General features: G+C 63.8%; 20 protein-coding genes. 8 read left to right on the top strand and 12 right to left on the bottom strand.

What is annotated here, in order from left to right; all coding sequences use genetic code 11:
• The first annotated feature begins 18 nt into the window (after positions 1–18).
• The 4 genes from OCX61_RS26780 to OCX61_RS26765 all read left to right on the top strand — a co-directional run bounded on the left by OCX61_RS26780 (position 19) and on the right by OCX61_RS26765 (position 2355).
• The gene (locus tag OCX61_RS26780) at positions 19–186 is read left to right on the top strand and encodes a rubredoxin (protein ID WP_054884848.1); all 168 of its coding nucleotides are present in this window, start codon (positions 19–21) and stop codon (positions 184–186) included.
• Positions 187–202: 16 nt separating this feature from the next.
• Complete coding sequence (locus tag OCX61_RS26775; RefSeq protein ID WP_261942063.1) at positions 203–1351, top strand: NAD(P)/FAD-dependent oxidoreductase; 1149 nt, start codon at positions 203–205, stop codon at positions 1349–1351.
• A 187-nt stretch (positions 1352–1538) separates the two neighbouring features.
• Positions 1539–1835 carry an HU family DNA-binding protein gene (locus tag OCX61_RS26770; RefSeq protein ID WP_050707543.1) on the top strand — a complete coding sequence of 99 codons (297 nt, stop codon included), beginning with the start codon at positions 1539–1541 and terminating at the stop codon, positions 1833–1835.
• Between the two features lie 145 nt (positions 1836–1980).
• Positions 1981–2355: a helicase gene (locus OCX61_RS26765; protein WP_027917039.1), complete on the top strand. Its 375-nt coding sequence runs from the start codon at positions 1981–1983 to the stop codon at positions 2353–2355.
• 45 nt (positions 2356–2400) lie between these two features.
• Here the strand turns inward: OCX61_RS26765 and OCX61_RS26760 are convergent, their stop codons facing one another.
• From OCX61_RS26760 to exbB, 6 genes are all read right to left on the bottom strand, one after another.
• On the bottom strand, positions 2401–3804 hold the full coding sequence (locus OCX61_RS26760) for an aminoacyl-tRNA deacylase and HDOD domain-containing protein (protein WP_261942062.1): 1404 nt from the start codon (positions 3802–3804) through the stop codon (positions 2401–2403).
• 78 nt (positions 3805–3882) lie between these two features.
• The gene (gene recG, locus OCX61_RS26755) at positions 3883–5961 is read right to left on the bottom strand and encodes an ATP-dependent DNA helicase RecG (protein ID WP_261942061.1); all 2079 of its coding nucleotides are present in this window, start codon (positions 5959–5961) and stop codon (positions 3883–3885) included.
• A gap of 3 nt (positions 5962–5964) precedes the next feature.
• Positions 5965–6891 (bottom strand): hydrogen peroxide-inducible genes activator, encoded by a 927-nt coding sequence (locus OCX61_RS26750; RefSeq protein WP_261942060.1) that lies wholly within the window; start codon positions 6889–6891, stop codon positions 5965–5967.
• Positions 6892–6985: 94 nt separating this feature from the next.
• Positions 6986–7717, bottom strand: coding sequence for an energy transducer TonB (locus OCX61_RS26745; protein WP_261942059.1), 732 nt, complete (start codon positions 7715–7717; stop codon positions 6986–6988).
• A complete protein-coding gene (gene exbD, locus OCX61_RS26740) occupies positions 7714–8142 on the bottom strand; it encodes a TonB system transport protein ExbD (protein WP_012274837.1) in 429 nt (142 codons plus the stop codon). Before exbD ends, OCX61_RS26745 begins: the two co-directional genes overlap by 4 nt.
• A 3-nt stretch (positions 8143–8145) precedes the next feature.
• The gene (exbB, locus tag OCX61_RS26735; RefSeq protein ID WP_261942058.1) at positions 8146–9099 is read right to left on the bottom strand and encodes a tonB-system energizer ExbB; all 954 of its coding nucleotides are present in this window, start codon (positions 9097–9099) and stop codon (positions 8146–8148) included.
• Between the two features lie 191 nt (positions 9100–9290).
• On the opposite strand from exbB, the gene OCX61_RS26730 reads away from it, so the two are divergent.
• A complete protein-coding gene (locus OCX61_RS26730; protein ID WP_261942057.1) occupies positions 9291–10148 on the top strand; it encodes an SDR family oxidoreductase in 858 nt (285 codons plus the stop codon).
• A gap of 148 nt (positions 10149–10296) precedes the next feature.
• On the opposite strand, the gene OCX61_RS26725 is transcribed toward OCX61_RS26730, so the two are convergent.
• The 5 genes from OCX61_RS26725 to OCX61_RS26705 all read right to left on the bottom strand — a co-directional run bounded on the left by OCX61_RS26725 (position 10297) and on the right by OCX61_RS26705 (position 15047).
• Positions 10297–11022, bottom strand: coding sequence for a hypothetical protein (locus OCX61_RS26725; protein ID WP_261942056.1), 726 nt, complete (start codon positions 11020–11022; stop codon positions 10297–10299).
• Between the two features lie 55 nt (positions 11023–11077).
• Positions 11078–11458, bottom strand: a complete 381-nt coding sequence (gene ridA / locus OCX61_RS26720; RefSeq protein ID WP_009684531.1) for a deaminase RidA — start codon at positions 11456–11458, stop codon at positions 11078–11080.
• Positions 11459–11481: 23 nt separating this feature from the next.
• Positions 11482–13590, bottom strand: a complete 2109-nt coding sequence (gene spoT / locus OCX61_RS26715; protein WP_103448468.1) for a bifunctional GTP diphosphokinase/guanosine-3',5'-bis pyrophosphate 3'-pyrophosphohydrolase — start codon at positions 13588–13590, stop codon at positions 11482–11484.
• 59 nt (positions 13591–13649) lie between these two features.
• Positions 13650–13913 (bottom strand): DNA-directed RNA polymerase subunit omega, encoded by a 264-nt coding sequence (rpoZ, locus tag OCX61_RS26710; protein WP_016394025.1) that lies wholly within the window; start codon positions 13911–13913, stop codon positions 13650–13652.
• Positions 13914–14174: 261 nt separating this feature from the next.
• A complete protein-coding gene (locus tag OCX61_RS26705; protein WP_261942055.1) occupies positions 14175–15047 on the bottom strand; it encodes a LysR family transcriptional regulator in 873 nt (290 codons plus the stop codon).
• 206 nt (positions 15048–15253) lie between these two features.
• On the opposite strand from OCX61_RS26705, the gene OCX61_RS26700 reads away from it, so the two are divergent.
• The 3 genes from OCX61_RS26700 (at position 15254) to OCX61_RS26690 (ending at position 19053) form a co-directional block, all read left to right on the top strand.
• Positions 15254–16636 carry a glutamine synthetase family protein gene (locus OCX61_RS26700; RefSeq protein ID WP_261942054.1) on the top strand — a complete coding sequence of 461 codons (1383 nt, stop codon included), beginning with the start codon at positions 15254–15256 and terminating at the stop codon, positions 16634–16636.
• Positions 16637–16640: 4 nt separating this feature from the next.
• The gene (locus OCX61_RS26695) at positions 16641–17396 is read left to right on the top strand and encodes a gamma-glutamyl-gamma-aminobutyrate hydrolase family protein (protein WP_261942053.1); all 756 of its coding nucleotides are present in this window, start codon (positions 16641–16643) and stop codon (positions 17394–17396) included.
• Positions 17397–17514: 118 nt separating this feature from the next.
• Positions 17515–19053 (top strand): APC family permease, encoded by a 1539-nt coding sequence (locus tag OCX61_RS26690; RefSeq protein WP_261942052.1) that lies wholly within the window; start codon positions 17515–17517, stop codon positions 19051–19053.
• 133 nt (positions 19054–19186) lie between these two features.
• On the opposite strand, the gene gmk is transcribed toward OCX61_RS26690, so the two are convergent.
• The gene (gene gmk, locus OCX61_RS26685; RefSeq protein WP_261942051.1) at positions 19187–19843 is read right to left on the bottom strand and encodes a guanylate kinase; all 657 of its coding nucleotides are present in this window, start codon (positions 19841–19843) and stop codon (positions 19187–19189) included.
• Between the last annotated feature and the right edge of the window lie 5 nt (positions 19844–19848).

Raw genomic sequence — 19848 nt, 5'->3', positions numbered from 1 at the left:
ACCGAGGAAAATGACCTGATGAAAAAGTGGCAGTGTATTGTCTGTGGCCTGATCTATGACGAAGCCGAAGGTTGGCCGGACGATGGCATCCCGCCGGGTACCCGCTGGGAAGACGTGCCGGCAGACTGGCTATGCCCTGATTGCGGTGTGGGCAAGAGCGACTTCGAAATGATCGCCATCGGCTAAAAGAGGAAAGCAGCGCATGACGCTCCCCGTGGTGATTATCGGTACCGGCCTGGCCGGCTATAACCTGGCCCGTGAATTTCGCAAGCTCGATGGCGACACGCCGCTGCTGCTGATTACCGCCGATGACGGCCGCTCCTACTCCAAACCCATGCTCTCCACCGGCTTTGCCAAACAGAAGGACGCCGATGGCCTGTGCATGGCCGAACCTGGCGTGATGGCCGAGCAGCTCAAGGCCGAGATCCGCACCCATACCCGCATCAGCGGCATCGATCCGGGCCACAGGCGCCTGTGGGTCGGTGAAGAGGCGATCGAGTATCGCGACCTGGTGCTGGCCTGGGGCGCGCAGACCGTGCAGGTGCCGATCGAAGGCGAGGGTGCCGAGCGGGTGTTCCCGATCAACGACCTGGAAGACTATGCGCGCTTTCGTGCCGCTGCCGAGGGCAAGCAGCGGGTGCTGATTCTCGGTGCCGGGCTGATCGGCTGCGAGTTTGCCAACGACATGCGCCTGGGCGGCTTCCAGGTCGATGTGGTGGCACCTTGCGAACAGGTCATGCCGACCTTGTTGCACCCGGCTGCCGCCGCAGCCGTGCAAGCCGGCCTGGAAGGGCTGGGCGTGCGTTTCCACCTCGGCCCGGTGCTGACTCGCCTGCAACAGGCGGGTGAAGGGCTTGAGGCCCACCTGTCCGATGGGCAAGTGATCGCCTGCGACCTGGTGGTGTCAGCCATCGGCCTGCGTCCACGGACCGACCTCGCTGCCGCCGCCGGGTTGCAGACCAACCGCGGCGTGGTGGTGGACCGCCAGCTGCGCACCTCGCACAGCAACATCTTCGCCCTGGGCGACTGCGCCGAAGTCGACGGCATCAACCTGTTGTACGTGATGCCGCTGATGGCCTGCGCCCGTGCCTTGGCCCAGACCCTGGCCGGCAACCCGACCCAGGTCAGCTATGGGCCGATGCCGATCACTGTGAAGACCCCGGCTTGCCCGCTGGTGGTTTCACCGCCGCCAGCAGGCCGCGAAGGCAATTGGCAGGTCGAAGGGCAGGGTAGCGACCTGAAAGTGCTCTGCCACGCCGCCGACGGGCAGTTGCTCGGCTATGCCCTGACCGGCAGCGCGGTCATGGAAAAACTCGCGCTCAATCGGCAGTTACCCGCCCTGATGGCGTGAATGGCGGGCGTTCTGTCGGATTTATCCTGTTGTTGCCAACACAATGGCCGCCCAGATACTGGCGCGGCCTCGGTGGGCGTGCCATTCTCAGTTCCGTCTGCCGCAGATTAGAGCCTGCGGTGCCTTGAACGCTGCTTCAATGGCAGCACGGCATAACAACAAGAAATCCCGTCAAAGAGGCTTCACTATGCGTAAACCAGAACTCGCCGCTGTCATCGCCGAAAAGGCCGACCTGACCAAGGAAAAGGCCAACCAGGTGCTGAACGCCATTCTCGACAGCATCACCGGTGCCCTGGACAAGGACACGGTCACCCTGGTCGGCTTCGGTACCTTTGAAAAACGCCATCGTGGTGCCCGCACTGGCAAGAACCCGCAAACCGGTCAGCCGGTGAAGATCAAGGCCAGTAACACGGTTGCCTTCAAGCCTGGCAAGAACCTGCGCGACAGCGTCAACGCTCCCGCCAAGCCTGCCAAGAAAAAGTGATCGACTGCTGTCCCCCAGTACATCCAAGCGGGCGCCCCAGGGCGCCCGTTATGCATTCTGGAGGGGAAGTGTTGCGAACTTGCGTAATTAGTTCAGGAAAAGGATAAACTGCGCGCTTCAGTCATTTTTCATTCGAGGCGCGTTGATGAAGTTTCGCTTTCTTCTCTGGGCCATGGGGCTGCTGATGGCCAGGGCCAGCCGCAACAACCCGGCGTTCCAGCAGCAACTCAAGGACAAGGACCTGGTGTTCCAGATGCAGACGCTGGACGGCAAGGTGGCGCGGCACTTCATCGTCAGCGGCGAGCGCATCAGCAGCAAGGGTGGCAGCCATCCGCAGCCGGCCTTTGCCATTGCCTTCAAGGACGCGGCTTACGGCTTTGCCACGATGCAGGCGGGCAACAAGCAGCTGGCATTCATGCAGGGCATTCAGGACAAGAACATCCAGATCAAGGGCAATCCGGCACTGGTGATGTGGTTCCAGGGGCTGATGAAGTACCTGAAACCCAAGAAGAAAGGCTGATGCATTCCCTGGGTTGATCCGGGACCTTGTGGGAGCGGGGCCGCCTTAATGGGGGGCGTTGAGCTGCGAAGCCAGGTCCCGCAGCAAGGCCTCGGCCTCGAGCACTTTGTTCACCACATCCTCGGCCTTGTCCCGGGTGATCCCCACACGCTCCAGCAACTCATCCGGAATCTGCTCCTGTGGCCCCGAGCCGATACCGCGCGAGCGCAGCAGGCGGGTCGCCAGGCATACCAGGTTGGGGTAGGCCGAAAACTCACCGTCATACGCCGGATCATGCTGGAAGCGCAGTGCGGTCGACAGTTCTTCGGGCATGTCCCACAGCTTCATCAGCCAGGCGCCGATCTGCTCGCGGCTGATGCCCAGCAGGTGCTGTTCCACGTAGGTATGGCACAGGTGCGGGTTGACCTCCAGATGGCGGCAGATCAGCGAGAAGTGTGGCGGGAATACATGCGCCAGCAGCAGGTAGCCGAAGTTGTGCAGCAGCCCGGCCAGGTAGGTCAGGCCTGCCTCCGGGCGTTCGGCACGGGGCATGGCGCGGGTCAGGCCTTCGATGATGGCGGCGGTGTAGATCGACTGCTGCCAGTACGGCGTGGCCTGCTGCGGATGGTCCTTGGGCAGGCTCAGGGTCTTGCCCAGCGCCAGGCCCAGGGCCAGGTTGATCACCAGGTCGAAGCCCAGTACGCGGACGATGGCATCTTCCACCGAGCGGATCTTGCCGGGTGAGGCGTAGTAGGGCGAAGCGGCCCAGCTGACCACCTGGGCGGCCAGGGCCGGGTCGGTTTCGACCACGCCGGTGATGTCGTCGATGCTGGCGTTTGGGTCGACCCGCAGCTTGATGATCTTCTGCGCGGTGTCAGCCAGTGGCGGAATCTCGATGGTCTCTTCCAGGCGTTTCTGGATACGCCGGGCCGTGAAGGCCTGGACCGCCTGGGTGATCTCCTTGGGGTCGTCATCCGGGCGATCGAGGTTGGGGCGGATGTCGCGCACGGGCTGGCCGAAACTGCCGGCGCTGGCCTTGGCGAGCATGCGTTTGAAATCATCTCGGTGCACTTTCAGCAGCAGGCCGGCTTCGCCGGACTGGATGTGCAGGTGTTCGGCCTCCAGCAGCTTGCCTTCGTACAGGCAGGGCGAGCTGGTCAGCGCCGGAATGGCCGGCAAGGCCTTCAACTGGTGCTTGTCGAGCATTTGCTTGAGGCGGGGCAACGGCACGGCCTTGAGCTTGCGACCGGTTAGCTCTTCGAGGCGGTTGAGGTCCAGTAGCTTGCTCTGCGGGAACAGCACCAGCAGGGCGCCGATCTCGTCATCGAGCAGGATCGCCTGCACCCGAGACGCGGCTGGCAGCTCTGGATGTTCCACCACCTCTTCAAAGGCAACATGCAGTTTTTCAAGCAACAGCCGGATGACAGACGGTGCGTGTGGGGTTGCGGTGTCCAGGGCAACTTCAGTCATGGTCTGTATCCACAAGTTCTTTTAAACGCGAAGTATAACCAGTCTGGTGGCAAGACTGGATCCGTTCTGGGACTAACGTCACACTTGGCCATATTGCTGGCCATGACGCAGCCATCGATCGAGCAGCGGGCTGACATGATCCGGCCAGCGTGCCAGCAGTGCCTGTGCCGCATCGCGTACCGCGGGCAGCAGGTCGGCATCGCGCATCAGGTCGGCGACCTTGAATTGCAGCAGGCCGGTCTGGCGCGTGCCGAGCATTTCCCCAGGCCCGCGCAGCTCCAGGTCTTTTTCGGCAATGATGAAGCCATCGTTGGTTTCTCGCATGATCCCCAGGCGTTCCCGGCCGATCTGCGACAGGGGGGGGTGATACAGCAGCACGCAGTGGCTCACAGCGCTGCCCCGGCCAACCCGGCCACGCAGCTGGTGCAGCTGGGCCAGGCCCAGGCGCTCGGGGTTCTCGATGATCATCAGGCTGGCGTTGGGCACGTCCACGCCGACTTCGATCACCGTGGTGGCAACCAGCAGCTGCAGGTTGCCTTGCTTGAACTCGGCCATGACCTCGGCCTTTTCTGCAGGCTTCATGCGGCCGTGGATCAGGCCCACGCGCAGTTCGCCGAGCGCGCTGCCAAGCTCTTCGAAGGTGCTCTCGGCCGCCTGGCAGGTCAGCTCTTCGGATTCTTCGATCAGCGTGCACACCCAATAGGCCTGGCGCCCCTCGGCGCAGGCGGCGCGGACCCGCTCGACCACTTCGAAGCGGCGGCTGTCGGCGACCAGCACGGTATTCACCGGCGTGCGCCCTGGCGGCAGCTCGTCGAGCACTGAGGTATCGAGGTCGGCATAGGCGCTCATGGCCAGGGTGCGCGGGATCGGCGTGGCAGTCATGATCAGCTGGTGCGGGCACAGCTCGCCGGCCACGCCTTTCTTGCGCAGGGCCAGGCGTTGCTGCACGCCGAAGCGGTGCTGTTCGTCGATGATCGCCAGGGCCAGGTGCTTGAAGCGGACTTCTTCCTGGAACAGCGCGTGGGTACCAACCACCATGGGCGCGCCGCCGGCGATCTGCTCCAGGGCGCTGGCGCGGGCCTTGCCCTTGAGCTTGCCGGCCAGCCAGGCGACTTCGATGCCCAGCGGCTCCAGCCAGCGCTTGAAGGTGATGTAGTGCTGTTCGGCAAGGATCTCGGTAGGCGCCATCAGCGCCACCTGGTAGCCGGCTTCCAGGGCCTGCAGTGCGGCAAGGGCGGCGACCACGGTCTTGCCGGCGCCGACATCGCCCTGCACCAGGCGCATCATGGGCTCGTGCTGGCTGAGGTCATAGGCGATTTCGTTGGCCACCCGCTGCTGCGCCCCGGTCGGCTGGAAACCCAGGTTGGCCAGGTATTGCGCCTGCAGGCGCCTGGCCTTGGGCAGCACCGGCGCCCGCAGGCTGCGCAGGCTCTCGCGCAGGCGTTGCTGCGACAACTGGTGGGTCAGCAGCTCTTCGAAGGCCAGGCGGTGCTGGGCCCAGTGATGGCCTTCGGCGAGCTCGTCGAGGTCTGCGTCGGCTGGCGGGTTGTGCAGGTAACGGATGGCATCGTCCAGCGGCGCCAGCTGGTAGTCGCGGGCCAGCTCGTCGGGCAGCCAGTCTGGCAGGCTGCGCGGGCCAAGCATGCCCAGGCTCTGCTGGCAGAGCAGGCGCAAGCGTTGTTGGGTAAGGCCCTCGGTGGACGGGTAGATCGGTGTCAGGGTCTGCTCGACCGGAGGCGCCGGTTCGTCGCCATTCAGCGCACGGTATTCCGGGTGGTAGATCTCCAGGCCCGAAGCGCCGGGGCGGGCTTCGCCGTAGCAGCGCAGGTGGGTGCCTCGCTTGAGGCCTTCCTTCTGCGCATTGCTGAAATGATAGAAACGCAGGCTCAGCACGCCGGTGCCGTCACCCAGGCGTACCACCAGGCTGCGGCGCTTGCCCATGGTCACGTCGGCACCGCTGACCACGCCCTCGATCACGGCGTCCTGGCCCGGGCGCAGCTGGCCTATCGGTACCACACGGGTACGGTCCTGGTAGCGCAGGGGCAGGTGGAACAGCACGTCCTGGAGGTTCTCCAGGCCGACCTTGGCGAGCTTTTCCGCCATGGCATCGCCTACGCCCTTGAGCGCCGTGACCGAGACCTTCGACAGCTCAGTCATGGATCAGGCCGGTTGTTCCACGGCCGGCTTGGCCACCGAGCAGAGGCGGATCGAGTCGGCAAGGATCTCGATCGCCTTCGGCCGCGGGAAGCTGGCGCGCCAGGCAATGGCCACGGTGCGGAACGGTGCAGGCGGGGTCAGCGGACGCACTTCGATGACCCCTGGCGCATAGTGATGGCTGTGCACGGCCGACAGCGGCAGGATCGACACACCCAGGCCGGACGCGACCATGTGACGGATGGTTTCCAGCGAGCTGGATTCGACCGTGGTGTGCTTGGAGCCTTCGCCGCCCTTGTTCAGCGTCGGGCAGGCTTCCAGCACCTGGTCACGGAAGCAGTGGCCCTCGCCGAGCAGCAGCAGGCTCTTGTCGTTGAGCATGGCGGTGTCGATGGTCTTCTTCGCCGTCCACGGGTGGTCGGCCGGCATCAAGGCACAGAAGGGCTCGTCATACAGCGGCAGGGTCAGCACGTCGGCTTCGTTGAACGGCAGGGCGATGATCACCGCGTCCAGTTCGCCGTTGCGCAGTTTTTCGCGCAGCACGTGGGTGAAGTTTTCTTCGATGTACAGCGGCATCTGCGGCGCCACCCGATGCAACTGCGGGATCAGGTGCGGGAACAGATACGGGCCGACGGTATAGATGGCGCCGACCTTGAGCGGGGCGGTCAGCTGGTTCTTGCCGGCCTGGGCCAGTTCGCGAATGCCCTGGGCCTGCTCCAGTACCTTCTGCGCCTGAGCCACGATGCTTTCGCCGACCGGGGTCAGGCGCACCGCGCTCTTGCTGCGCTCGAAGATCAGCACGCCAAGCTCGTCCTCAAGCTTCTTCACCCCGACCGACAGGGTCGGCTGGCTGACGTGGCAGCGCTCGGCGGCATGGCCGAAGTGCTGCTCCTGGGCGAGCGTGACGATGTAGCGTAATTCTGTGAGGGTCATAACGTGCGTCCATGAAGTTGCGGGCCCAGCATAGCGGCTGCAATCGATAGACGCACGTTATCAGACTTGCCGATTTGTGACAGAAACAAAAGTATCAGCGACGGTCCAGCGAGTAGACGAACGGTGCCACTACTTCGATCGTGCCATTGGTCAGCAACTCGGCTGGCGGCTTAGGTACCGTACCGGCGCGGCGGATCATTTCCATGGTCGCGCGGTCCAGGGCCGCGCTGCCGGAGCCGCCTGCCATGGAGTAGGACACCACCTTGCCCTCGGCATCGACCACGAAGCGCAGGCGGTTGATACCTTGCAGGCCACGGCGGCGAGCGTCCTCCGGGTAGCGCTTGTACTTCGCCAGGTGGCGCAGCAGGTCGCTCTGCCAGGTTGGCAGCGCCTGGCTGTTGGCGGCGATGCTTGGCGCCGGTGCCGCCGACTTCTGCGGTGGCGTGTTGCTTGGTGGCGTGTCGGCTACCTGTTCCTTGGCCGGCTCATCCTTCGGCGGCTCAGGCTTCTTCTCAGGCTTCGGAGGCTGAGGCTTGGGCTTGGGCTTGGGCGGCTTGGCGATGGCGATCTTCGGTTTCGGTGCCTCGACCAGCTTCGGCAGCGGCGGTTCTTCGACCGGTGCCGGTGGCTGTGGGGCCGCTTTCGGTGGTGGTGGCGGCGCGGGCTCGGGCAGTGGTGCCAGCTCGACCATCATGGCTGCCGGGGGCAGTTCGATGGCCTGCGGTACCGACCAGTTGAGCGTCAGCAGCACGGCGACCACGTGCACGCCCAGCACGATCGCCAGGCTGCCACCGTAGCGCGCCACATTTGAGCGCGTTTTCGTCATTTCTTGGCTGCCGTCTCGAGACCTACCAGACCGACCTTGAGGTAGCCGGCCGCGCGCATGTTGTTCATCACTTCCATCAGGTCACCGTAATCCACGCCCTTGTCGGCCTGGAAGAAGATGGTGGTTTCCTTGTCGCCCTTGGTCTTGGCGTCGAGCATCGGGCCAAGCTGTTCAGGGGCCGCTACCTGATCGTCGCCGACATACAGCTTCTGGTCGGCCTTGACGCTGACGAACACCGGCTTCTCGGGCCTCGGTGCCGGCTTGGCAGTCGAGGCCGGCAGGTCGACCTTGATGTCGACCGTGGCCAGCGGGGCTGCGACCATGAAGATGATCAGCAGCACCAGCATCACGTCGATGAACGGCGTCACGTTGATTTCGTGGTTCTCGGCGAGGTCGTCGCCACCTTCGTTGAGATGCAGGCCCATGGTTTACCCCACTTTCACCATGTGCGGGGCGGCGCGGTCGCTGCCCTGGTGGTCCAGATCACGGCTGACCAGCAGCAGTACCTGGGCGGAGGCGTCGGACACCTGTGCCTTGTAACCGGCGATGGAGCGGGCGAAGACGTTGTAGATGACCACGGCCGGGATTGCCGCGACCAGGCCCAGGGCGGTGGCCAGCAGAGCCTCGGCGATGCCCGGGGCAACCACGGCCAGGTTGGTGGTCTGGGTCTTGGCGATGCCGATGAAGCTGTTCATGATGCCCCAGACGGTACCGAACAGGCCCACGAACGGCGCTGTCGAACCGATGGTGGCGAGCACGCCGGTGCCACTGCTCATGGTACGGCCGCTGGCGGCCACCAGGCGCTCCAGGCGGAAGCTGACGCGTTCCTTGATGCCTTCTTTCTCGCGGGTATTGGCCGACAGGCGCATCTCTTCGAGGGCATCGTGAACCAGGGTGTGGGCCAGGGTGCCTTCTTTATTGGAGACGGCGCTGGCTTCTTTCAGGCTGACCGACTTCTTCAGCGCGGCGATTTCGCCACGCAGGCGGCGCTTGGCGCCCATCAGCTCGAAGCCTTTGGCGATCCAGATGGTCCAGGTGATGATCGAGGCGATGGCCAGGCCGATCATCACGATTTTGACGACGATGTCGGCGTTCTTGTACATGCCCCACGGGGACAGGTCGTGGGCCATGCCCAGCGAGGTGTCTTCAACCAGTGCCTGAACAGCCGGATCGGCGGCGGCAGGTGCATCAACCGGGGCAGCGGCTTGGCCTTGGGCAGCAGCCGGGGTGGCCGGAGCGGCGGCAGCAGCCGGGGTGGCGGCTTGGGCGTTAGGCTCATCGGCCATGGCCACCGGGGCCAGCACCAGGCTGAACACCAGCGCGGCGATGGCGCGCCAGGCGCGCGACGGGTTTGGCGAAGCGGAAGGTTGAGTACGTGTCATGCTGGCCGGACCTGATGAAGAAGAAAGTGAGCGTTCTCCAAGGCCTCGAGATAGGCCGAGAACAGATAGGGGTGCCATTATTGCAAGTAATTCTTGTTAACAAAAGTAATCTTGTTGCTTTTTTCACCTACGGTCTAGCCGCCTATCGTGTAATACGGCTAGCCTGATCCTTTGGTCTAGGGAGTTTTGTGATGTCAGACCTTTCCGCAATTATCGTGGGATGTGGTGATGTAGGCGGCCGTTTGGCTCGCCAGCTGCTGGCTAAAGGCTGGCAAGTCAGCGGCCTGCGTCGCTCGACCGGGCAGTTGCCCGAGGGGGTCGCGCCCATCGCTGCCGACCTGTCCGACCCCGCCATGCCACAGGCCTGGCCACAGCGCTCGCCGGACTATCTGGTGTACTGCGTAGCCGCCAGCCAGCATGACGAGGCGGGCTATCAGGCCGCCTACGTCGACGGTTTGCGCCATGTGCTGGCGTGGCTTGCCGAGCGCGGCCAGCGTCCGCGGCGTTTGCTGTTCGTCTCCAGCAGTAGCGTGTTCGCGCAAAAGGATGGTGAATGGATCGACGAAACCGCCGTCACCGAGCCTGAAGGTTATTCCGGGAAGGTGATGCTGGAGGCCGAAAGGCTGGCGCTGGCGAGTGGCCTACCTGCCAGCGTGATTCGCCTGACCGGCATCTATGGCCCTGGTCGCGAGTGGCTGCTGAGCCAGGTGCGCCAAGGCTATCGGGTGGCCGAGGAGCCGCCGTTGTATGGCAACCGGATTCATGCCGAGGATGCTGCAAGCCTGATGGCGTTCCTGCTGCAGGCCGATGCCGATGGCGTGGCGCTGGAAGATTGCTATATCGGCGTCGATGACGACCCGGCGCCGCTGGCCGATGTGGTGGCCTGGCTGCGGGGGTACATGGGCGTTACCGAGTGGTCCGAAGATCAGCGGGTACGCCGTACCGGCAGCAAGCGTTGCAGCAACGCCAGGGTGCGGGCGTTGGGTTGGGCTCCGGAGTATCCGAGCTACAAGGAAGGCTATGCGGCCATCCTGGCAGGCAAGCACTGATTTCCGTGCCTTGAATGGATCACCTGTGGGAACTGTCTTGCTCAGTTTCTTGAAGCTGGCGCGTTACCTGTGGGAGCCACGACAAGCGCGGCTCCCACAAGTACAGCGCAGGCCCGGAAACCGGTGATAATCCCGTGGGGAGCGGGCTTCAGTCCCGCTCCAGCACCCACTGCTGGGTACCTGCCGCCAACTGCGGAATCTCGTCTGCCTGGGCAGTGTTTACCGCCTGGAAGATCGCCAGCTTGTCGCCATCACGCTTGAAGATGAACGGCGCGCCGCGCTGGTTGCGCTCAAGCCACAGGCTGTCGTTGTTGCCACCCATGCTGGCACAGTCGCCGGCCAGGCACAGGGCGAAACGGTCCGGGCCCGGCAGGCCGGTGACGTTGCCGGTATCGCTGAAGCGTACGATGGCGCCTTTGCCCTGGCCTTCGATGATCTTCCAGTCGCCACCCAGGTAAGCCTGGTACAGCGCCTTCTCGAAGCTACCGCCCAATGGCGCATTGCCGGGCTGCTTGGCGCGGACGAAGGTCTGCTCGACACCGCTCTGGGTGGTGGCTTTCAGTTCATCGCCATCAAGTTCGAGCTGTTCGGTCTGGCCGCCCTGGAAGTTGGCTTGCCATTGTTTCTGGTTGGCGCTCAGCTGGCCGTCGGCCGCTTCGAAGCCATTACTGTAGCTGGCCTGCTGGTTGGCGACATCGAGCTTCCACTCGAACACCGGACCATGCTCGTTCAGGGCCTGGCGCAGGCTGCCGCCTTTGCTGGCGGCCTTGATGGCGGCCTGGTTGATCCAGGTGCCGTTGAAATCTTCGGGTTTGTGGCTGGCGCAGCCGCCCAGAAGCAGGGCTGCCAGCGCGAGGGGCAGTGCTTGACGCATGACGGGATAACCTTGCAGAAGAGGGTGACGGGCAGGGCACCCGTCACCAGGGGCATCATTCGATGACCAGGATGGCGTCCATTTCGACCTGGGCGCCTTTCGGCAGCGCGGCTACGCCGATGGCGGCGCGAGCTGGGTAGGGCTGTTCGAAGTAGCGGCCCATCACCTCGTTGACCTTGGCGAAGTGGCTCAGGTCGGTGAGGAAGATGTTCAGCTTGACGATGTCCTTGAACGAGCCGCCAGCCGCTTCAGCCACGGCCTTGAGGTTCTCGAACACCTGAACGGTCTGGGCTTCGAAGCCTTCGACCAGCTCCATGGTCTTCGGATCCAGCGGGATCTGGCCCGACATGTAGACGGTGTTGCCGGCCTTGATCGCCTGGGAGTAGGTGCCGATAGCGGCAGGGGCCTTGTCGCTGTTGATGACGGTCTTGCTCATGATGACTCCTTGCGGTTGGCGGACTACGTACGCATGCGGGTGATGCGGACCACGCCGGTCAAGGTACGCAGCTTCTTGATCACACGCGCCAGGTGCACACGATCGTGCACGCTGACCACCAGTTGGACCACGCTGATACGGCCGTCGCGTTCGTCCATGCTGATCTTCTCGATGTTGCCGTCGGCAGCGTTGACGCTGCTGGCCAGCAAGGCGATCAGGCCGCGCTGGTGTTCAAGCTCGACACGCAGCTCGACGTTGAATTCGCCAGCGATGTCCTTGGCCCAGGAGAGCTGCACGCACTTCTCCGGGTTGTGGCGGATTTCGCTGATGTTGCGGCAGTTTTCCAGGTGCACGACCATGCCCTTGCCCGCTGACAGGTGGCCGACGATGGGGTCGCCCGGGATCGGTGTGCAGCACTTGGCGTAGCTCAGTACCAAGCCTTCGGTACCGCGGATCGCCAGCGGGCCTTCCGGCGCTGGCAGCTGTTCGCCTTCGGCCGACAACAGGCGGCGGGCAACCACGTAGGCCATGCGGTTGCCCAGGCCGATGTCTTCGAGCAGGTCTTCGATGAGCTCCAGGCGGTACTCGGCGAGAATGGCCTGGATACGCTCCTGAGGAATCTTCTCCAGGCTGCTGTCGAAGCCGGTCAGTACCTTGTTCAACAGGCGCTCGCCAAGGCTGATCGACTCGGAGCGGCGCTGCTGCTTGAGGGCGTGGCGAATATGCGTACGTGCCTTGCCGGTGACCACGAAGTTGAGCCAGGCCGGGTTCGGCCGAGCGCCCGGTGCGCTGACGATTTCCACTGTCGAGCCGCTTTGCAGCGGTTCGGACAGCGGTGCCAGGCGGCGGTTGATACGGCAGGCGATGCAGCTGTTGCCGACGTCGGTGTGCACCGCGTAGGCGAAGTCGACGGCGGTGGAGCCTTTGGGCAGCTCCATGATCCGGCCTTTGGGCGTGAACACGTAGACCTCGTCCGGGAACAGGTCGATCTTCACGCTTTCGATGAATTCCAGCGAGTTGCCGGCGCGCTGCTGCAGCTCGAGGATGCCCTTGACCCACTGACGCGCCCGGGCGTGGCTGCCCTTGGGTTGCTCGTCCTCGTTGGACTTGTACAGCCAGTGCGCGGCGATACCGTTGTTGGCCATCTCTTCCATCTCGCGGGTACGGATCTGGATTTCGATGGGTACGCCATGCATGCCGAACAGCGTGGTGTGCAGCGACTGGTAGCCGTTGGCCTTGGGAATCGCGATGTAATCCTTGAAGCGGCCGGGCAGCGGCTTGTACAGGTTGTGTACGGCGCCGAGCACGCGGTAGCAGGTGTCGACCTTGTCGACGATGATGCGGAAGGCGTACACGTCCATGATCTCGTTGAAGGCGCGGCGCTTGCCACGCATCTTCTTGTAGATGCCATAGAGGTGTTTCTGCCGGCCGCTGACCTCGCCCTCGATACCGTCGGCGGCCAGGCAGTTGGCCAGCGAGTGCTCGATCTTGGCGACGATCTCTTTGCGGTTGCCGCGTGCGCTCTTCACTGCTCGGTGGATCAGCGACGAACGCATGGGATGCATGGCCTTGAAGCCGAGGTCCTCGAACTCCACGCGTACGGTGTGCATCCCCAGGCGGTTGGCAATGGGGGCGTAGATCTCGAGGGTTTCCTTGGCGATGCGCCGGCGTTTTTCGCCAGACAGCACTTCCAGGGTGCGCATGTTGTGCAGGCGGTCGGCCAGCTTGACCAGGATCACGCGGATGTCGCGGGCCATGGCCATGGCCATTTTCTGGAAGTTTTCGGCCTGCGCCTCGGCCTTGGTCTCGAAGTTCATCTGGGTCAGCTTGCTGACCCCATCGACCAGTTCGGCCACGGTCTCGCCAAACTGTTGGCAGAGGGCTTCCTTGGCGATGCCGGTGTCTTCGATCACGTCGTGCAGCATGGCCGCCATCAGGCTCTGATGGTCCATGTGCATGTCGGCGAGGATGCTGGCCACGGCCAGCGGATGGGTCACGTAGGGCTCGCCGCTGCGGCGGCGCTGCCCGTCGTGTGCCTGCTCGGCGTAGAAATAGGCACGGCGAACCAGGTTGACCTGTTCGGGGCCCAGGTAGGTCGACAGCCGTTCGGCTAAGGCTTCTATGCCCGGCATGGTTTCACCTCTTGCCGAGGAAGAGGGCCTTGTGCCGCGCGACGTCGACAGGGCATCGATCAGACAGCCTCGTTGGACTCGTCCTCGAACGCGGCGAAGACCGGATCCTCGGTGACGATCTCTTCAGCGGCGATGAACTCAGGGGTCACGATACCTTCGGCGATTTCGCGCAGGGCGACCACGGTCGGTTTGTCGTTTTCCCATGCTACGCGTGGCTCTTTGCCGCCGGTAGCCAGCTGACGGGCGCGCTTGGTCGAGAGCATGACCAGCTCAAAACGGTTATCCACGTGTTCCAGGCAGTCTTCAACAGTTACGCGGGCCATGGTCTTCCTCAGTAGCAAATGCGGTAGGCGTGCAGCCCAATATGGGCAGGCGGACTCGATAGTTTAAAAAATCACCAGCCAATAGGGAAGCGCTGTTTTCTCCGGCGGTCACCTTCGAGCCCTGTGTCGGCTACTTCGCGGGTAAACCCGCTCCCACAGGAAACGCGCTGCCCTCAGGTACACCGCCGCACCCTGTGGGCGCGGCTTTAGCCGCGAAAGGGCCGCAACAGACGCCCTCGATACATGACCCTGACGATAACCTCAGAGCATCGCATCCCGCAACCGCGGCGTCAGTTCCTCGAACAGCGTCTGCACCGAACGCAATGCCCGGCAATCCGGCCGGGTCAGCAGCCACAGTTGCGTATCGCAGCCCGGCAATGGTCCGCTCAACGCCTCCACCCCCGGCAAGGCATCGACCATATAGTCAGGTAACGCTGCCACGCCCAGCCCAGTGCTCACCAGCTGGGCGATGGTCGACATGCCGCTGCACTGATAGCGCGGGCTCAGCCCCGGGTACTGCTGGTTGCGCCAGACCACGGTGGGGTGGTCCTGCATCGAGTCGTCCGGGGCGATCCAGGGCACGCTGCTGGCGGACTCGTTCAGGCGCTCGCGCCACTGCGGCTGACCGCAGATCACATAAGAGGTGGAGCCCAGGCAGCGCCCCACCAGATGTTCCGGCGGCGTGTTGGTCAGGCGCAGGGCGATGTCGGCATCGCGCCGGCTGAGGTTGGCGAAGGTGTTGGAGGTGCCCATTTCCAGCGACAACGCCGGGTAGTTCGGCATGAATGCCGCCAGCGCCGGTAGCAGCAGGCTGTGCATCACCGCCTCGGTGCAGGTCAGGCGCACGGTGCCGCTGACCACCTGCTCGCCGCTGGTCATGGCGATGCGTGCGGCATCCAGCGCCTGCTCGGCGCGCTCGGCCTGCTCGGCCAGGGCCTGGGCAGTGTCGGTTGGCAGGTAGCCTTTGCGGCTTTTCACGAACAGCGCGGTGCCTAGGGCCGATTCCAGCCGGCGAATCGAGCGGAATACGGTCGAAACGTCGACCTTGAGCAGTTCGGCGGCCTTGGCCAGTGAGCGGCCGCGTTCCAGTGCCAGGACCAGGGAGAGGTCGGCGTGGGTAATTTGATATTGCATTGGTGCACGCTCTGCTTGCCGAATTGCCAATGTCTGTTGCGTGAGGGCCATTTTATAGTGAAACGGCCCCCGGGAATCAATGCGCCCGGTCGGGTAACCAATCCCCACGATGGGAAAGTGAAAAGAACAACAGCTGCAACCATCGTCGCCCGTGAGGCGCCAGCCGTATCCCCCACATCGCCGCAGCAAATCATAGGATGTAAGCCATGACGTCGGTCACCCCGTGCGCCAGTACTTCCAGCGAGATGAATGACTTCCTTAAGGCCCATCCGGATACGCAGTATGTCGATCTGCTGATTTCCGACATGAACGGCGTGGTACGCGGCAAGCGCATCGAGCGCGCCAGCCTGCACAAGGTGTACGAGAAGGGCATCAACCTGCCGGCCTCGTTGTTCGCCCTCGACATCAATGGCTCGACCGTGGAAAGCACCGGCCTGGGCCTGGACATCGGCGACGCCGACCGCATCTGCTACCCGATTGCCGGCACGCTGTGCGACGAGCCGTGGCAGAAGCGCCCGACCGCGCAGCTGCTGATGACCATGCACGAGCTGGACGGTGAGCCGTTCTTCGCCGACCCGCGCGAAGTGCTGCGCCAGGTGGTGAGCAAGTTCGACGCCATGGGCCTGGATATCTGCGCCGCGTTCGAACTGGAGTTCTACCTGATCGACCAGGACAACCTCAACGGCCGCCCGCAACCGCCACGCTCGCCCACTTCCGGCAAGCGCCCGCAGTCGACCCAGGTGTACCTGATCGACGACCTCGACGAATACGCCGACTGCCTGCAGGACATGCTCGAAGCGGCCAAAGAGCAAGGCCTGCCAGCCGATGCCATCGTCAAGGAAAGCGCCCCGGCGCAGTTCGAGGTCAACCTGCACCACGTCGCCGACCCGATGAAGGCCTGCGACTACGCGATCCTGCTCAAGCGCCTGATCAAGAACGTCGCCTACGACCATGAAATGGACACCACGTTCATGGCCAAGCCCTACCCGGGCCAGGCGGGCAACGGCCTGCACGTGCACATCTCGCTGCTGGACAAGAAAACCGGCAAGAACATCTTCGCCCATGAAGACCCGCTGCAGAGCGACGCCCTGCGCCACGCCATCGGCGGCGTGCTGGAGACCATGCCGGCGTCGATGGCCTTCCTGTGCCCGAACATCAACTCCTACCGCCGTTTCGGTGCGCAGTTCTACGTGCCGAACGCGCCGAGCTGGGGCTTGGACAACCGCACCGTTGCCGTGCGCGTACCGACCGACAGCAGCGACAACGTGCGCATCGAGCACCGCGTGGCCGGCGCCGATGCCAACCCGTACCTGATGCTGGCGGCGATCCTGGCCGGTATCCACCACGGCCTGACCAGCAAGATCGAGCCGGGTGCACCGATCGAAGGCAACTCCTACGAGCAGCTGGAGCAGAGCCTGCCGAACAACCTGCGCGACGCCCTGCGTGCGCTGGATGACAGCGAAGTCCTCAACCAATACATCAGCCCGGACTACATCGATATCTTCGTGGCCTGCAAGGAAAGTGAGCTGGCCGAGTTCGAAGTTTCGATTTCCGACCTCGAGTACAACTGGTACCTGCACACGGTGTAAGCCCATGAGCGCAATTGCGGTCCCCTTGATCGGTATCAGCGCCTGCCGCCAGCAGGTGGGGAAGAACTCGTCGCACACGGTGGGCGACAAGTATGTGGAGGCCGCAGGCTTTGCCGGGTTGCCACTGATTCTGCCGGCCCGCGACGGCGGCAGCGACACCCAGGCGCTGCTGGCCCGGCTCGACGGTATTGTTTTTACTGGCTCGCCTTCAAATATCGAGCCGCATCATTACAATGGCGCCGCCAGCGCCGAAGGGACCCGGCATGACCTTGCCCGTGACCGGCTGACCCTGCCGTTGCTGCAGGCGGCGATTGCCGCCGGCGTGCCGGTGTTCTGCATCTGTCGTGGCTTCCAGGAACTGAACGTGGCCCTGGGCGGCAGCCTGCACCAGCGCGTGCAGGAACTGCCCGGCTACCAGGACCACCGCGAACCGGAGGATGCACCCCTGGAGGTGCAATACGGCCCTCGTCATCCCGTCAGCGTTGCGCCTGGCGGGTTGTTCGAGCGCCTGGGCCTGGCTGCGCAGTTCGAGGTCAACTCGTTGCACAGCCAGGGCATCGACCGCCTGGCCCCTGGCCTGCGGGTCGAAGCACGGGCCCCGGATGGCCTGATCGAAGCTGTGTCGATGCCTGATGCGCCGGGCTTTGTCCTTGGCGTGCAGTGGCACCCGGAATGGCGTTTCGCCGACAACCCGGTCTCCCGGAGCCTTTTCCAGGCGTTCCGCGAGGCCTGCATTGCCCATGCTGCACGGGAGGCCTGACAGCACGTCAGCCAAAAGTCCGGGATGACTCACCCCCGGCAGCGCGCTTTCAATGAGTGGAAGCAGGCCCTGGGGACAGGACCTGTGAAAACAATTCCAATAGTTACGGCAAAAACTCATGAGCAATTACACAGAAGCCGGCCGCCCACCCGACGTGGCCGACTCGGGCAGCACTCAGCGCAGCAAAGGCCTGGCCAAGGGCCGTCTTGGCCTGCTGGCCAGCGTGGTGCTGGGCATTTCCACCATCGCCCCGGTCTACACCCTGACTGGCGCCCTTGGCCCGACCGTGCGTGAGGTCGGTGCTCATCTTCCCGCCGTGTTCATCGTCGGCTTCCTGCCGATGCTGCTGGTTGCCCTGGGCTACCGCGAGCTGAATTCGGCGGAGCCGGACAGCGGCACGTCGTTTACCTGGTCGGCCCGTGCCTTTGGCCCGATGATCGGCTGGATCGGCGGCTGGGGGCTGGTCGTTGCCACCACCATCGTGTTGTCCAACCTGGCGGGTGTTGCCGTCGACTTCTTCTATCTGTTCCTCAGCCAGATCACCGGCCACCATGAGCTGGCGGCCCTGGCCGACAACCTGTTGATCAATATCACCACTTGTTGTGTGTTCATTGCCATGGCGGTGTGGATCTGCTGCCGAGGCATGGCCACCACCATGACCGTGCAGTACGGTCTGGTGGCGCTACAGCTCATGGTATTGCTCGGCTTTGCCATCGCAGCCTTCGGCGGCACCACCGCGCCGCCGCCGCTGGAGTTCGATTTCGCCTGGTTCAACCCGTTCGGTGTCGAGTCGTTCTCGGCCTTTGCAGCAGGGTTGTCACTGTCGATCTTCATCTTCTGGGGCTGGGACGTGTGCCTGACCGTCAGTGAAGAGTCGATTGGCAGCGACGAGGTGCCGGGCAAGGCCGCCACCTGGACCGTGCTGTTGATCCTGGGCCTGTATCTGGTCACTGCGATTGCCACCTTGCAGTTCGCCGGTATCAGCGAACAGGGCCTGGGCCTGAACAACCCGCGCATTCAGGAAAACGTCTTCGCGCACCTGGCCGGGCCGGTGATGGGGCCGCTGGCGATCCTGATGTCGATCGCGGTACTGGCGAGCACCGCAGCGTCGCTGCAGTCGACCTTCGTGTCGCCGGCACGCACGCTGCTGGCCATGGGTTACTACGGCGCGGTACCACAGAAGTTCGCCAGCGTCTGCCCGCGTTCGCAGACCCCGCGTTACGCGACCATCTGCGCTGGCGTGGCGGCAGGCCTGTTCTACGTGACCATGCGTACCCTGAGCGAGAACGTGCTGGCTGACACCATCACGGCGCTGGGCATGATGATCTGCTTCTACTATTCGCTGACCGCGTTTGCCTGTGTGTGGTACTTCCGTGACAGCCTGTTCGGCAGCCTGCGCCACTTCTTCATGCGCGGCCTTTGCCCGCTGGTGGGTGGGGTGATCCTGTCGGTGATCTTCGTGCGCACGGCCATCGACAGCGCCTCGCCGGACTTCGGCAGTGGCTCGCATGTGGCCGGGCTGGGGTTGGTGTTCGTGATTGCGGCGATCATTTCGGCACTGGGGATCGTGCTGATGATGATTTCGCGGATGCGGGCGCCGGCCTACTTCCTGGGGGCGACCCTGCGTCAGCAGGCCACCCTGCCACTTCAAGACTGACTATTGGGGGCCGTTTTGCGGCCCTTCGCGGGCAAGCCCGCTCCCACAGGTACTGCACAGGCCTCAAGGGCAGTGATTTTCCTGTGGGAGCGGGCTCGCCCGCGAAGGGCTGCAAAGCAGCCCCAATGGATCTTCAGCCGATCAATTGCTTCAGCAGTGCGGCGTGGCGCTGCTGCTGTTTCTCCAGCTTAAGTTCTTCGGCTCGTGCAACGACGGCAGAACCACCTTCACGGTTAGCCAGGAACACCGCCTTCAGGTCATCCAGCGCCACGTCGAAGTCGTCATTGATGATGACGTACTCATACTCGTCGTAGTGCACCATCTCGCTGACCGCTTCCTTCATGCGCCCGGCGATGATCTCCTCGCTGTCCTGGCCACGGCCGTCCAGACGCTCGCGCAGGGCCTGCTGGCTTGGCGGCAGGATGAACACCGAACGCGCCTCGGGCATCAGCTTGCGCACCTGCTGGGCGCCTTGCCAGTCGATTTCCAGGATCAGGTCATTGCCCTGGTCCAGCACCTCTTGCAGTGCGCTGCGCGACGTCCCGTAGAAATTGCCGAACACTTCGGCGTGCTCGAGGAAGTCACCCTTGGCGATCAGCCCCTTGAAATCGTCATGGCTGACGAAGTGGTAGTTCACGCCGTGCTGCTCGCCCGGGCGCATGGCGCGGGTGGTATGCGAGACCGAGACGCTGACGCGTGGGTCGGCCTTGATCAGGGCGGTGACCAGGCTGGTCTTGCCGGCGCCGGACGGTGCCGAAACGATGTAGAGGGTGCCGCTGCTTTGGTTCATGGTCG

Source organism: Pseudomonas sp. LRP2-20, assembly GCF_024349685.1.
Taxonomy (GTDB): domain Bacteria; phylum Pseudomonadota; class Gammaproteobacteria; order Pseudomonadales; family Pseudomonadaceae; genus Aquipseudomonas.
Note: the sequence above shows the minus strand (reverse complement) of the source record. Positions and strands in the feature narration are given on the sequence as shown.

Excerpts from the sequence above, each read along its gene's own strand:
- spoT (WP_103448468.1), bottom strand. The coding sequence starts at position 13,590 with ATGCCGGGCATAGAAGCCTTAGCCGAACGGCTGTCGACCTACCTGGGC.
- OCX61_RS26705 (WP_261942055.1), bottom strand. The coding sequence starts at position 15,047 with ATGCAATATCAAATTACCCACGCCGACCTCTCCCTGGTCCTGGCACTG.
- OCX61_RS26700 (WP_261942054.1), top strand. The coding sequence starts at position 15,254 with ATGACGTCGGTCACCCCGTGCGCCAGTACTTCCAGCGAGATGAATGAC.
- OCX61_RS26770 (WP_050707543.1), top strand. The coding sequence starts at position 1,539 with ATGCGTAAACCAGAACTCGCCGCTGTCATCGCCGAAAAGGCCGACCTG.
- gmk (WP_261942051.1), bottom strand. The coding sequence starts at position 19,843 with ATGAACCAAAGCAGCGGCACCCTCTACATCGTTTCGGCACCGTCCGGC.
- exbD (WP_012274837.1), bottom strand. The coding sequence starts at position 8,142 with ATGGGCCTGCATCTCAACGAAGGTGGCGACGACCTCGCCGAGAACCAC.
- OCX61_RS26775 (WP_261942063.1), top strand. The coding sequence starts at position 203 with ATGACGCTCCCCGTGGTGATTATCGGTACCGGCCTGGCCGGCTATAAC.
- OCX61_RS26780 (WP_054884848.1), top strand. The coding sequence starts at position 19 with ATGAAAAAGTGGCAGTGTATTGTCTGTGGCCTGATCTATGACGAAGCC.
- OCX61_RS26695 (WP_261942053.1), top strand. The coding sequence starts at position 16,641 with ATGAGCGCAATTGCGGTCCCCTTGATCGGTATCAGCGCCTGCCGCCAG.
- OCX61_RS26725 (WP_261942056.1), bottom strand. The coding sequence starts at position 11,022 with ATGCGTCAAGCACTGCCCCTCGCGCTGGCAGCCCTGCTTCTGGGCGGC.
- OCX61_RS26765 (WP_027917039.1), top strand. The coding sequence starts at position 1,981 with ATGAAGTTTCGCTTTCTTCTCTGGGCCATGGGGCTGCTGATGGCCAGG.
- OCX61_RS26690 (WP_261942052.1), top strand. The coding sequence starts at position 17,515 with ATGAGCAATTACACAGAAGCCGGCCGCCCACCCGACGTGGCCGACTCG.
- ridA (WP_009684531.1), bottom strand. The coding sequence starts at position 11,458 with ATGAGCAAGACCGTCATCAACAGCGACAAGGCCCCTGCCGCTATCGGC.
- OCX61_RS26750 (WP_261942060.1), bottom strand. The coding sequence starts at position 6,891 with ATGACCCTCACAGAATTACGCTACATCGTCACGCTCGCCCAGGAGCAG.
- OCX61_RS26730 (WP_261942057.1), top strand. The coding sequence starts at position 9,291 with ATGTCAGACCTTTCCGCAATTATCGTGGGATGTGGTGATGTAGGCGGC.
- rpoZ (WP_016394025.1), bottom strand. The coding sequence starts at position 13,913 with ATGGCCCGCGTAACTGTTGAAGACTGCCTGGAACACGTGGATAACCGT.
- recG (WP_261942061.1), bottom strand. The coding sequence starts at position 5,961 with ATGACTGAGCTGTCGAAGGTCTCGGTCACGGCGCTCAAGGGCGTAGGC.
- OCX61_RS26745 (WP_261942059.1), bottom strand. The coding sequence starts at position 7,717 with ATGACGAAAACGCGCTCAAATGTGGCGCGCTACGGTGGCAGCCTGGCG.
- exbB (WP_261942058.1), bottom strand. The coding sequence starts at position 9,099 with ATGACACGTACTCAACCTTCCGCTTCGCCAAACCCGTCGCGCGCCTGG.
- OCX61_RS26760 (WP_261942062.1), bottom strand. The coding sequence starts at position 3,804 with ATGACTGAAGTTGCCCTGGACACCGCAACCCCACACGCACCGTCTGTC.